We start from the raw sequence: 11933 nt of genomic DNA on the forward strand, positions 1-11933 counted from the left end.
TCGGCGCGCCGCTGCCGACCTAGGTCCAGCGGGGCGTGCGCGCCAGCAGCGCCGACACGGCCGCGAGCCCGGCGGTCGAGGTGCGCAGCACCTCGGTGCCGAGTCGCACCGACACCGCACCGGCGGCGACGAACGCGGCCACCTCGTCGTCGGTGAGGCCGCCCTCGGGCCCGACCACGACGACGATCCGGCCGGCCGGTGGCACCTCGACGGCGGCCAGCGAGCCGGTCGCCTCCTCGTGCAGGACCACGGCCAGGTCGGCACCCGCGACCAGCGCCTCCACCTCGGCGGTGGAGACCATCTCGTCGACCTCGGGGAACCACGACCGGCGGGCCTGCTTGGCGGCCTCACGGGCCGTGGACCGCCAACGGGCCAGGGACTTCGCGGCCCGCTCGCCCTTCCAGACCGCGACGCTGCGCGCCGCGGCCCACGGCACGATCCGGGCGGCACCGACCTCGGTCAGCACCTCGACGGCCAGCTCGCCGCGGTCGCCCTTCGGGATCGCCTGGACCACGACGACCTCCGGCGTCGGAGCCGCGGTCGTGACGACCTCCTCGGCGACCACCGCGAAGACCCGCTTGCCGGTCGAGGAGACCACGCCGCGCACCGACACGCCGGCGCCGTCGGTCAGCACGACCTGCTCGCCCACGCGCAGCCGGCGTACCGCCACCGCGTGGTGGGCCTCGTCGCCCTCGACCGTGACCTCGTCACCGGTCGCGACCCCGTCGAGGGCCGGCACGAGGTGGACGGGCAGGGACATCAGTGCGGGTTGAACGCGTCGCGGAGCCGGCCGAACACGGACTTCGAGCCGGGGCGGACCTGCCCCGAGGGCGCCTCCTCGCCGCGGATCGTGGCGAGCTCGCGCAGCAGCTCCTCCTGGCGCGCGTCGAGCCGCGTCGGCGTCTCGACCACGACCGTGACGACCAGGTCGCCGCGACCGCCACGCAGGCCGGGGACGCCGCGCCCCTTGAGCACCTGCTCCGAGCCCGACTGCGTGCCGGGGCGCACCTCGAGCTCGAAGCTGCCCTCCGGCGCCGTCTCGCTCGGCTCGTCGTCGACGACGTCGGCCTCGAGGGTCGGCAGGGTCAGCGTGGTGCCCAGCGCGGCCGCGGCCATCGGCAGCGTGACCGTGCAGTGCAGGTCGTTGCCGTGGCGGGTGAAGGTCGGGTGCGGGGCGACGTGCATCTCGACGTACAGGTCACCGGCCGGCCCGCCGCCGGGACCGACCTCGCCCTCGCCGGTCAGCTGGACGCGGGTGCCGTTGTCGACGCCGGCGGGGATCTTCACGGTCAGCGTGCGGCGCGAGCGGACCCGGCCGTCGCCCGAGCACTCGCGGCAGGGCTCCGGGATGATCGTGCCGAAGCCGCGGCAGGCCGCGCACGGGCGCAGCGTGCGGATCTCGCCGAGGAACGAGCGCTGGACGTGGGCCACCTCGCCCGCGCCGCGGCAGGTCTCGCACGGCACCGGATGCGTGCCCGGCGCGGCGCCCTCGCCGTGGCAGGTGCTGCACAGCACGGCGGTGTCCACCTTGAGCTCGCGGGTCACGCCGAACGCCGCCTCGGCCAGCGTGACCTCGAGTCGGATCAGCGCGTCCTGGCCGCGGCGCTCGCGCGGTCGCGGGCCCCGCCCGCCGCCGCCGGCCGCACCGCCGCCGAAGAAGGCGTCCATGATGTCGGTGAACGAGAAGCCGGCGCCCTGGCCGAAGCCGGCACCGCCCATGCCGCCGAACGGGTCACCGCCGCGGTCGTACGCCGCCCGCTTGTTCGGGTCGGAGAGCACCTCGTAGGCCAGCGAGACCTCCTTGAACCTCTCCTGGGCCTCGGGGTCGGGGTTGACGTCCGGGTGATACTGCCGCGCGAGCCGCCGGTAGGCCTTCTTGATCGCGTCGCCGTCCGCGTCGCGGTCGACACCGAGCAGCTCGTACAGGTCCTGGCTCAACTGGGTTTCCTTGGTTGTTCGGGGATCGATCGTGGTGTGCGGGAAGGGGGCTCAGGCCTCGTCGAGGATCCGCGAGACGTAGCGCGCCACCGCGCGCACCGCGGCCATCGAGCCCGGGTAGTCCATGCGGGTCGGCCCGACGATGCCGAGCCGGGCGAACGCCTCGTCGCCGGGGCCGTAGCCCGCGGCCACGACGCTGGTCGCGGCGAGCTCCTGGTAGGGGCCCTCGTGGCCGATCCGCACCGTCAGCACCTCGCCGGCGTGCGCCTCGCCGAGCAGCTTGAGCAGCACGACGTGCTCCTCCAGCGCCTCGAGCAGGGGGCGTACGGCGGAGTCGAAGTGGTCGCCGTACCGGGCGAGGTTCGCCGCCCCTCCGACGGCGATCCGCTCGTCGGAGCGGTGGTCGGACATCGCCTCGGTGAGGGCGTCGACGACGGCGGCGAGCACCGCGTCGGACCCCTCGGCCTCGGCCGGGAGCAGGTCGCGCAGCCGGGTGACCGCCTCGGCGATCACCTCGCCGACGACGGCTCGCAGGACGCGCGTGCGGAGCTCGCCGAGCGCCTCCTCGTCCAGCGCGACGGGGAGCTCGACCAGGCGCTGCTCGACCCGGCCGGTGCTGAGGATCAGCACCACGAGCAGCCGGCTCGGCGCGAGCGCGACCAGCTCGACGTGGCGCACCGTCGAGCGCGACAGCGTCGGGTACTGCACGACCGCGACCTGGCGGGTCAGCTGCGAGAGCAGCCGCACCGAGCGGTTCACGACGTCGTCGAGGTCGACGGCCCCGTCGAGGATCGTGGCGATCGCGCGCTTCTCGGCCGCGCTCATCGGCTTGACGGTCGTGAGGCGGTCGACGAAGAGCCGGTAGCCCTTGTCGGTCGGCACCCGGCCGGCGCTGGTGTGGGGCTGGGTGATGTAGCCCTCGTCCTCGAGCGCCGCCATGTCGTTGCGGACCGTGGCCGGGGAGACCCCCAGGCCGTGCCGCTCGACGAGGGCCTTGGAGCCGACGGGCTCCTCGGTGGTCACGTAGTCCTCGACGATCGCGCGGAGGACGGCGAGCCGGCGCTCCTCCTGCATGCCCGTCCTCCTCTGCGTCTCACCCGGATGTTGGCACTCGAATGTCGGGAGTGCCAAGGGTACTAGCCCCACGCGGCGACCACCTCCCGGCACGACCGTTGACGCCGAGACGAATCCGGATAAGGTTAGGCTTGCCTAACTAGTCACAGGAGGTCCCATGCTCGCCGCCGTCGCCCGGAGCATCCTGGCCTGCCCCTCCGAGGTCAGCCTCGTCATCGACGGCGAGCAGCTCGTCGAGGACGACACCGGTCTCACCGACCGCCGCGGTACGCCGACGTTCCTGTGCCGTCCGGGCTCCCCCGTCGCGCGCGCCGCCGAGGCGCGCCGCAGCGCGCTCCTCACCCTGACCAGCGGACTCGGCCCCCGTGGCGGGGCTGAGCGCGCCGACATGCTCACGCTCGCCGGCCGGCTCGAACGGGTGGCCGTCGAGGACTGCGACTGCTGCCAGGACGTACGCCACGTGGTCTCGCTCGACCTGAACTTCGTGCTGCTCGAGCGGGCGTCGCGCCAGCACCGGGTGCCGCTGCTGGAGTTCCGCAGCCTCGAGCACGACCTCAACCGCGGTCACCTCCAGCGCTCCACGGAGCACGCCAACGACTGCCACCAGGAGGAGCTGCGCCAGGCCGTCTCCACCGGCACGCGGACCCGGCCGGCCGAGCTGCTCGGGGTTCGGCTGGTCGACCTCACTCCGGCGAGCGTCGAGGTGCAGTGGGTGGACGTCCAGGGCGCCCACTGGCACGTGATCGAGTTCCCGCGGGTCGCCGGCAGCCTCGAGGAGCTCGGCGACCTGCTGCGGCACTGCCTGCATGCCGGGATCTGCTGAGGCTCTCTACGCTGGGCCGGTGGCATTCACCGAGGTCGCCGACCGGGTCTGGGTCGCGCGCTACGAGTGGTTCGACGTCAACGTCTCGCTGATCGGCGGCGCCGACGGCGTGCTCGTGGTCGACACGCACGGGTCCGCGCGGGCCGCCGGCGAGGTGGTCGAGGACGTGCGCCGGCTCGGCGCCGGACCGGTGACCGGGATCGTCAACACCCACTGGCACTTCGACCACACCTTCGGCAACGGCATCTTCCGCGCGGCGTACGGCGAGATCCCGATCGTCGCCCACGAGACCGCCGCGACCGAGCTGGCCGACGGCGCGGACCGGATCAAGGAGCGGTACGCCGCCGAGCCGGCCGACCCGCACACGGCCGACGTGGTCACGACCGACGTCGTCGGCCCGGACCGCACCTTCTCCAGCGCGCTCGTGCTCGACGCCGGCGACCGGATGGTCGAGCTGGTGCACCCGGGGCGCGGACACACCGGCGGCGACCTGGTGGTCCGGGTGCCCGACGCGGACGTGCTGCTCGCCGGCGACCTGGTCGAGGAGTCGGCGACGCCGTGGTTCGGCGAGGACTCGTGGCCGATGGACTGGCCGCTCACGCTCGACGTGGTGCTCGGGCTGACGACGCCCGCGTCCGTGGTGGTGCCGGGTCACGGCGCACCGGTGGACCGGGAGTTCGTGGAGCAGCAGCGCAACGAGATCGGGATCATCGCCGAGACCATCCGTGACCTGGCCGGCCGCGGCGTGCCGCTCGACCAGGCCCTCGACGCCGCCGACTGGCCGTGGCCGCGGGAGCGGCTGGGCGAGGCGGTCCCCCGCGGCTACGAGCAGCTGCCGCGGAGCCAGCGGCGGTTGCCGCTGATCTGAGCGGGGTACGTCCCCGCCATGAGCGAGAACACCGACGAGCCGGCCACCGGGATCAGCGACGAGGCCCTCCCCGAGGACCTCCGGCCCACCGAGGACAACCCGCTGGCCCAGCCGCTGGACGAGGACGAGGCCAAGTCGCCCGAGGAGCTCGACATGCAGGGCGGCAAGACGCCCGACGAGCGTGACGACGAGCGTGACGAGGACGACAGCGCCGACTGACGGCGTGCCCTCCCGGGCGCCGTCGGTGGTCGCGCCTACCGTCGTGGGATGACCTCCCGCGACCGCTACGGCACCGACGTCCTCTCGACCGACTGGCGCGCCCCGAAGCGCGGCCGCGCCGTCGAGGCACCGGCCGAGATCGGCGCCGTCGTCGAGGAGGTCACCACCGACTGGTGCGGCGAGATCGTCGCGGTCGATCGCGACCTGCACACCGTCACGCTCGAGGACCGGCGCAACCGGCGCCGCACCTTCACGCTCGGCCCCGGGTTCCTGCTCGACGGCCGGCCCGTCATCCTCACCGCGCCGGTGCGGGCGACGGCGCCCGCGAGGCCGACCCGCACCGCGTCCGGCTCGGTCGCCGTCCACGACGCGAAGGCGCGCGTCGCCCGCGCCAGCCGGATCTTCGTCGAGGGCCGCCACGACGCCGAGCTCGTCGAGAAGGTGTGGGGCGACGACCTGCGCATCGAGGGCGTCGTGGTCGAGTACCTCGGCGGCGTCGACGACCTCGCCGACCACCTGCGCGACTTCCGTCCGGGGCCCGACCGCAAGGTCGGCGTACTCGTCGACCACCTGGTCAAGGGCTCGAAGGAGAGCCGGATCGCCCAGGGCATCGCCGCGTCCCCGGTCGGTCAGCACGTGCTGATCGTCGGCCACCCGTTCATCGACATCTGGGCCGCGGTGAAGCCCGAGCGCCTCGGGCTCGAGCGCTGGCCGGACGTGCCCCGCTCGATCGAGTGGAAGAAGGGCGTCTGCCAGCAGCTCGGCTGGCCCCACCGCGACCAGGCCGACACCGCCCGGGCGTGGCAGCACATCCTCGGCAGGGTCTCCAGCTACCACGACCTCGACCCTGCCCTGCTGGGCCGGGTCGAGGAGCTGATCGACTTCGTGACCAGCTAGCCGAGGGCCTAGCTGGCGCGCAGCGGACGTCCCTGGGCGTCCGTGCTGTCGGTCGCGAGGATGATGATGCCGTCGATGAACGGCCACAGCGCGCCGATGCCGCAGGTGAGGATCGTGACGACGAGCTGCCACACGCCGGTCTTCGTGTCGCCGATGTAGAAGCGGCCGATGCCGAGCGGGATGAGGATCTGCAGCAGGCCCGCGACGAGCTTGCTCTTGTCGGAGTACGGGAGCCCGGTCACCGGGTGCACGCCGTAGGGCGCGGCGGGGTTGTACCCGTAGCCGGCCTGCGGGTACTGCGGCGGGATCGGCTGGCCGTACGGCGGCGGGGCGGCCTCCTGGTAGGGCGGCGGCGGCGCGGACTGGCCACCGGACTGGCCACCGGACTGGTCACCGGACTGGCCGTCGGGCTGGCCGTCGGGCTGGCCGGGCTGCTGCTGGTTCGGGTCGAGGGGTTCCTCGGGGCCTTGGGTCATGGCGCTCACCCTAGGCCCGTCGGGTGTCCTACGGCAGCAGGTCGCGGACGATGGCGTCGGCCAGCAGCCGGCCGGTCCGCGTCGGCACCAGCCGGCCGCCCGCCGGGGCGAGGAGGCCGCGTTCGACCAGACCGGGCACGGCGGCCAGCCCCTCGGCGTCGAGGGCGTCGGTCGGCAGCCCCTCGCGCAGCCGCAGCTCCAGCAGGACCTGCTCCACGCGGCGGCTCTCGTCGTCGAGGACCTCCCGGGCGTGGGCCGGGCTCCGGCCGGCAGCGAGCCGCTCGGCGTACGCCGCCGGGTGCTTGACGTTCCACCACCGCACGCCGCCGACGTGGCTGTGCGCGCCGGGGCCGACGCCCCACCAGTCGCCGCCGGTCCAGTAGCGGAGGTTGTGGCGGCAGCGACTGGCCTCGTCCTTGGCCCAGTTGGAGACCTCGTACCACTCCAGACCGGCGGCGCCGAGCCGGTCGTCGACGAGGACGTACTTGTCGGCGAGGTCGTCCTCGTCGGGCATCGGCAGCTCGCCGCGCCGGACCCGCCGGGCCAGCGCGGTCCCCTCCTCGACGATGAGGGAGTACGCCGACACGTGGTCGGGGGCGCACGCGAGCGCCGCGTCGACGGTGGTCTCCCAGTCGGCGAGCGACTCCCCCGGCGTGCCGTAGATGAGGTCGAGGCTGATGCTTCCGCCCCCGGCCCGGTCGAAGCCGGCGGCCCGCGCCCACTCGACCACCGCCGGCACCCGGCGCGGGTCGTGGGTGCGGTCGAGCACCGCGAGGACGTGCGGCACGGCCGACTGCATGCCGAAGCTGATCCGGTTGAACCCCTGCGCCCGCAGCGACTCCAGCGCCGCGAGGTCGACGCTGTCGGGGTTCGACTCGGTCGTCACCTCAGCGTCCGGCGCGAGCCCGAACTCGTCGTCGATCGCCCGCAGGATGCCGCCGAGGTCGGAGGGGCTCAGCAGGGTCGGGGTGCCGCCGCCCAGGAACACCGTGCTGACCGGGACGTCCGCGTCACCGAGCACCCGGCGCGCCCGGCGTACCTCGTCGATCGCGGTCTCGGCGTACGTCGCCCGGCTCGCCCCCGGCCCGAGCTCGTCGGCGGTGTAGGTGTTGAAGTCGCAGTAGCCGCAGCGCACCGTGCAGAACGGCACGTGCACGTAGAACCCGAACGGCCGCTCCCCCAGCCCGGCCAGCGCCGACTCCGGCAGCGACCCGTCCTCGGGCACTGCGTCACCGGTCGGGAGGGCGGAAGGCACTGACCCATCCTCCCACCCGTGCCCCGACGCCGAGTCAGACAGGGATCGCGAGGGAGATCGTGTAGCCGTCGTCGACCGAGCCGGTGACCTTCGCGAGCTGGAGGGAGTGACCGTCGGCGAAGACCATGTCGGAGTCCAGGCCGACGCGGGACAGGTTGTCGACGGAGGCCTCGTAGCCCTCGGTGGCGTACACCTCGGCGCAGACGTCCTCGGGGAGGGCGAGCTGGGAGGTGCGCAGCTTGTTCGTGTACGACGTGGCGGAGTCGAGCGACTCGTAGACCTCGAAGTGCATGTGCGGCCAGCGGCCGTCGTAGCAGGCCGGGAAGACCGAGGTGAACTCCACGCGGCCCTCGGCGTCGGTCTCCTGGACGCCGCGCAGGTAGTTCTCGTCGGCGATCTCCTCGTCGTACATCGAGTAGCGGCCCTCGCGGTCGCAGTGCCACAGGTAGACCGCGGCGCCGGACAGCGCGGTGACGTCGTCGCCGTCGAGGTCGTAGACCTTCAGCCTGATCGTGACCGGGACGCCGTCGGCGACACCGGTGGCGTCGCCGAACGACGTCGTCAGGTCGCTGCGTACGACGCCGGACTCGGTGAGCACGTTGACGCCGTTCGAGCCGTCGCCCGGGTAGGGGCCCGCGGTCTCCTCCGGGATCTCGCCGGCCGCCACCTCGACCGAGGAGTCGCCGCCCATCGGGGCACCGCCGTCACCGGACGGCGGCCGGGTCCGGGAGGAGACCGTCGCGGTGTCGTCGGTGGCGCAGGCCACCGCGACGGTCGCGATGCCGGCGGCGCCGAAGAGGCCCAGCAGGCCGCGCCGGCCGAGGATCTTCGGGAGGTCGTGGGACAGGCCGAGGTCGTGCTCGTCGCGTTCTTCCATGCCCGCAAGGAGACCCGACCCGGCTGTGCGCTCCCTGTGTGCTCCCTGGGCGATGTCGGTGCAGCGTCAGTGGAAGTCTCGTGAGCGGTGCCGCGCGCGCAGCGCCTGGCCGGCCTCGGGGTGCACGGTCTCGATCGCGGAGAGCCGATCGGCGACCAGGTTGGTGACGCCGTCCTCGCGCTCCAGGATCCCGCGCACCACCATGCCGGCCGCGCTGTTGGCGACGTGGCGATGGCGCCGCCACACCCCGACCGTGCAGACCACGTTGAGCATCCCGGTCTCGTCCTCGAGGTTGAGGAAGGTGACGCCGCCGGCGGTGCCCGGGCGCTGCCGGTGCGTGACCAGCCCGGCGACGTGCACGCGGCGGTTGGGCTCGCACGTGTTGCAGTCCGCGACCGACCTGATGCCCGCCGCCGTGAGCTGGCCGCGCAGGTGCTCGAACGGGTGCCCGGCCGGGGTGATGCCGGTGGCCCACATGTCGGCCATGGTGATCTCGACGTCGTCCATGTCCGGCAGCGTCGGCGCCGGCCCGGCGACCCGGATGCCCTCGAGGTGCTCGTCGGTCTCGGTCCAGCCGGCGTTCCACAGCGCCTGCCGCCGCGAGAGCGTTCCAGAGGGGAACACAGCGTCGAAGGCGCCCGCGGTGGCCAGTGCCTCCAGCTGCCGCGCGTCGAGCCCGGCCCGCCGGGACAGGTCGGCCTGGTCGGCGAACGGCCGCTCCTCCCGTGCCGCGACGATCCGCTGCGCCACCCCGGTGCTGATGCCGCGCACGGAGTCCAGGCCGAGCCGGACGGCGTACGCCGTGTCGCGCCGGTGCTCCGGCGTCGGGTCGGGCGTGCCGGGCACCCACTCCGTGCGCTCACCGTCGCGGAGGCACGCGTCCAGCCCCGTCGGGCCGGGCGAGCCGATGAGCTCGAGGTCGGCGGTCGCGCGCGAGTGCAGGAGGTCGGGGCGCAGCACCTCGACGTCGTGGCGCCGCGCGTCGTGCACCAGCGACTGCGGCGAGTAGAAGCCCATCGGCTGCGCGCGCAGCAGCGCGGCGAGGAACGCGCCCGGGTAGTGCAGCTTGCACCATGAGCTCGCGTAGACGAGCTTGGCGAACGACAGCGCGTGGCTCTCGGCGAAGCCGAAGTTCGCGAACGACAGGATCTGCAGGTAGATCGCGTCCGCGCGCTCGCCGGCGAGGCCCTTGGCCGCCATGCCCGACATCAGCTTCTCCTTGACCGACTCGATCCGCTCGATGCCGCGCTTGGAGCCCATCGCCCGGCGCAGCAGGTCGGCCTCGTCGCGGTTGCAGTCGCCGAGGACGCGCGCCATGTCCATCAGCTGCTCCTGGAAGAGGGGTACGCCGCGGGTCCGCTCGAGCACCGGGATCAGCAGCGGGTGCGCGTACTCGACGGGGTCACGGCCGGTCGCCCGGCGTACGTAGGGATGGACCGCGCCGCCCTGGATCGGGCCGGGCCGGATCAGCGCGATCTCGATCGCGAGGTCGTAGAACTCGCGCGGCTGGAGCCGCGGCAGGGTGCCGATCTGGGCCCGGCTCTCGACCTGGAAGACGCCCACGGAGTCGGCGCGGCAGAGCATGTCGTAGACCGCGGACTCCTCCTTGGGCATCGAGGCGAGCGTCCACGACTCCCCGAGGTGCTCACGCACGATCGCCATCATGTGGTCGAGCGCGCTGAGCATGCCGAGCCCGAGCAGGTCGAACTTCACCAGCCCCATGAACTCGCAGGCGTCCTTGTCCCACTGGAGCACGGTGCGGTCGTCCATCCGCGCCCGCTCGATCGGCACCACCTCGCCGATCGGCCGCTCGGTGAGCACCATCCCGCCGGAGTGGATGCCGAGGTGGCGCGGGGCACCGAGGAGGTCATTGGCCAGTGCCACCACCGAGCCGGGGACGTCGTGGTCGCCACCCTCGCGCACGGCCACCTCGGTCCAGGAGGTGATCTGCTTGGACCAGGCGTCCTGCTGGCCGGGCGAGTGGCCGAGCGCCTTCGCGGCGTCGCGGACCGCCATCTTGGGCCGGTAGCCGACGACGTTCGCGACCTGGGCGGCGTTGTGCCGGCCGTATCTGCGGTAGACCCACTGGATCACCTCCTCGCGCCGGTCGGAGTCGAAGTCGACGTCGATGTCGGGCTCCTCCTCGCGATGCTGGGAGATGAACCGCTCGAACGGCAGCCGGTAGAAGACCGGGTCGATCGCGGTGATGCCGAGCGCGTAGCAGACCGCCGAGCTGGCCGCGGATCCCCTCCCCTGGCAGAGGATCCCGTTCTCGCGCGCGAACTCCACGATGTCGTGGACGATCACGAAGTAGCCGTCGAAGTCCTTCTCGGCGATGATCCGCAGCTCGTGCTCGACACGCTCGCGGGCCTCGCGGGCGTGCGGCTCGTGGGCGTACCGCTCGGCGAAGCCGCGCTCGGTGAGCTCGCGCAGCCAGCCCGACGGGGTCCACCCGTCCGGCACGAACTTCGGCAGCCGCGGCGACGCCTTCTGGAGGTCGAAGGCGATCGCGTCGGCGATCTCGACGCTGCGCTCCACCGCGCCCGGGTAGCGGGCGAAGCGCCGCGCCATCTCCTCCCCCGACCGCAGGCTGGCCATCCCGGACGCCGGCAGCCAGCCGTCCATCTCGGCCAGGCTGCGCCGCGCCCGGACGGCGGCCATCGCGCCGGCCACGCGGTGCTGCTCGGGCCGGGCGTAGTGGACGTTGTTGGTCGCGACGTAGGGCAGCCCGTGGTCGACGGCCAGCCGGGCCAGCCGGTCGTTGCGCGCCGAGTCGCCCGGGAAGCCGTGGTCGATCAGCTCGACCGCGACGTGCTCGTGCCCGAACAGCGCGGTCAGCCGGTCGAGCTCCTCGGCGGCGTACGACGGGCCTCCCCTAGGTCCAGCAGAGTCCAGCGCCTGGCGCACCATGCCCTTGCGGCAGCCGGTGAGCACCAGCCAGTGCCCGTCCCGAGGCCCACCCGCGCGCTCGGCGAGCTCGGCGAGGTCGTAGACCGGCTTGCCCTTCTCGTCGCCGCGCAGCTGGGCGTCGGTGATCGCGCCCGCGAGCCGGTGGTAGCCCTCGACGCCGCGCGCGAGCACGAGCAGGTGGTTGCCCTCGGGGTCGGCGACGCCGTTCTGGGGCTTGGTGAGCCCGAGGGAGAGCTCGGCGCCGTAGATCGTCTTCAGCCCGCCGTGCAGCTGCGCGGTCTCCGCGAACAGCGGAGCGCCGTAGAAGCCGTCGTGGTCGGTGATCGCCAGCGCGTGCAGCCCGAGCCGCAGCGCCTCGAGCACCAGGTGGTCGGGGCCGCTGGCGCCGTCGAGGAAGCTGAAGTTCGAGTGCGCGTGCAGCTCGGCGTACGGCACGACCGGGCCGGCCGGCCGCTCGACGTCGACCAACCGGTTCTTGCGCTTGCGCTGCGAGATCGGCGCCTCGGGGTCCTGGGGCGTGACCATCCGCCCGGAGAGCCGCTTCTCCAGCTCGCCCCAGGAGATGGCGGGGTTCGACCAGCCCACTAGTCGGCCCT

11 protein-coding genes are annotated in these 11933 nt (G+C 73.4%); 4 read left to right on the forward strand and 7 right to left on the reverse strand.

All coding sequences use genetic code 11. From position 1 onward, the window contains the following. Positions 1 to 19: 19 nt before the first annotated feature. Genes ACYQ0U_RS14750 through hrcA form a run of 3 tightly spaced genes read right to left on the reverse strand, consistent with a single transcriptional unit; the run spans position 20 to position 3012 of the window. Positions 20 to 760, reverse strand: a complete 741-nt coding sequence (locus ACYQ0U_RS14750) for a 16S rRNA (uracil(1498)-N(3))-methyltransferase (protein ID WP_459974164.1) — start codon at positions 758 to 760, stop codon at positions 20 to 22. After that, the gene (dnaJ, locus tag ACYQ0U_RS14755; RefSeq protein WP_459974166.1) at positions 760 to 1938 is read right to left on the reverse strand and encodes a molecular chaperone DnaJ; all 1179 of its coding nucleotides are present in this window, start codon (positions 1936 to 1938) and stop codon (positions 760 to 762) included. Before dnaJ ends, ACYQ0U_RS14750 begins: the two co-directional genes overlap by 1 nt. Before the next feature lie 51 nt (positions 1939 to 1989). Then, the gene (hrcA, locus tag ACYQ0U_RS14760; RefSeq protein WP_459974168.1) at positions 1990 to 3012 is read right to left on the reverse strand and encodes a heat-inducible transcriptional repressor HrcA; all 1023 of its coding nucleotides are present in this window, start codon (positions 3010 to 3012) and stop codon (positions 1990 to 1992) included. A 157-nt stretch (positions 3013 to 3169) separates the two neighbouring features. Here hrcA and ACYQ0U_RS14765 point away from each other — a divergent pair, with 157 nt between their 5' ends. From ACYQ0U_RS14765 to ACYQ0U_RS14780, 4 genes are read left to right on the forward strand one after another with little or no spacing between them, the layout of a single operon-like run. Beyond that, a complete protein-coding gene (locus tag ACYQ0U_RS14765; RefSeq protein WP_459974170.1) occupies positions 3170 to 3835 on the forward strand; it encodes a hypothetical protein in 666 nt (221 codons plus the stop codon). 19 nt (positions 3836 to 3854) lie between these two features. Beyond that, entirely contained in the window at positions 3855 to 4703 is an 849-nt protein-coding gene (locus tag ACYQ0U_RS14770) for an MBL fold metallo-hydrolase (protein WP_459974172.1), read from the forward strand. Positions 4704 to 4721: 18 nt separating this feature from the next. Next, a complete protein-coding gene (locus ACYQ0U_RS14775) occupies positions 4722 to 4922 on the forward strand; it encodes a hypothetical protein (protein ID WP_459974174.1) in 201 nt (66 codons plus the stop codon). Between the two features lie 48 nt (positions 4923 to 4970). Further along, entirely contained in the window at positions 4971 to 5819 is an 849-nt protein-coding gene (locus ACYQ0U_RS14780) for a DUF3097 domain-containing protein (protein ID WP_459974176.1), read from the forward strand. An 8-nt stretch (positions 5820 to 5827) separates the two neighbouring features. Here ACYQ0U_RS14780 and ACYQ0U_RS14785 read toward each other — a convergent pair whose 3' ends face one another. From ACYQ0U_RS14785 to ACYQ0U_RS14800, 4 genes are all read right to left on the reverse strand, one after another. Then, the gene (locus ACYQ0U_RS14785; RefSeq protein WP_459974178.1) at positions 5828 to 6295 is read right to left on the reverse strand and encodes a TM2 domain-containing protein; all 468 of its coding nucleotides are present in this window, start codon (positions 6293 to 6295) and stop codon (positions 5828 to 5830) included. 28 nt (positions 6296 to 6323) lie between these two features. Further along, positions 6324 to 7550, reverse strand: a complete 1227-nt coding sequence (gene hemW, locus ACYQ0U_RS14790; RefSeq protein WP_459974180.1) for a radical SAM family heme chaperone HemW — start codon at positions 7548 to 7550, stop codon at positions 6324 to 6326. A gap of 34 nt (positions 7551 to 7584) precedes the next feature. Next, positions 7585 to 8427: a dioxygenase family protein gene (locus ACYQ0U_RS14795; protein WP_459974182.1), complete on the reverse strand. Its 843-nt coding sequence runs from the start codon at positions 8425 to 8427 to the stop codon at positions 7585 to 7587. 66 nt (positions 8428 to 8493) lie between these two features. Then, a complete protein-coding gene (locus ACYQ0U_RS14800; protein ID WP_459974184.1) occupies positions 8494 to 11922 on the reverse strand; it encodes an error-prone DNA polymerase in 3429 nt (1142 codons plus the stop codon). Between the last annotated feature and the right edge of the window lie 11 nt (positions 11923 to 11933).

It is taken from the genome of Nocardioides pyridinolyticus, from assembly GCF_054653575.1.

Bases quoted from the DNA above. Each gene is read 5' to 3' on its own strand.
- ACYQ0U_RS14750 (WP_459974164.1), bottom strand. From the start codon at position 760: ATGTCCCTGCCCGTCCACCTCGTGCCGGCCCTCGACGGGGTCGCGACC.
- hrcA (WP_459974168.1), bottom strand. From the start codon at position 3,012: ATGCAGGAGGAGCGCCGGCTCGCCGTCCTCCGCGCGATCGTCGAGGAC.
- ACYQ0U_RS14765 (WP_459974170.1), top strand. From the start codon at position 3,170: ATGCTCGCCGCCGTCGCCCGGAGCATCCTGGCCTGCCCCTCCGAGGTC.
- ACYQ0U_RS14775 (WP_459974174.1), top strand. From the start codon at position 4,722: ATGAGCGAGAACACCGACGAGCCGGCCACCGGGATCAGCGACGAGGCC.
- ACYQ0U_RS14780 (WP_459974176.1), top strand. From the start codon at position 4,971: ATGACCTCCCGCGACCGCTACGGCACCGACGTCCTCTCGACCGACTGG.
- ACYQ0U_RS14785 (WP_459974178.1), bottom strand. From the start codon at position 6,295: ATGACCCAAGGCCCCGAGGAACCCCTCGACCCGAACCAGCAGCAGCCC.
- ACYQ0U_RS14795 (WP_459974182.1), bottom strand. From the start codon at position 8,427: ATGGAAGAACGCGACGAGCACGACCTCGGCCTGTCCCACGACCTCCCG.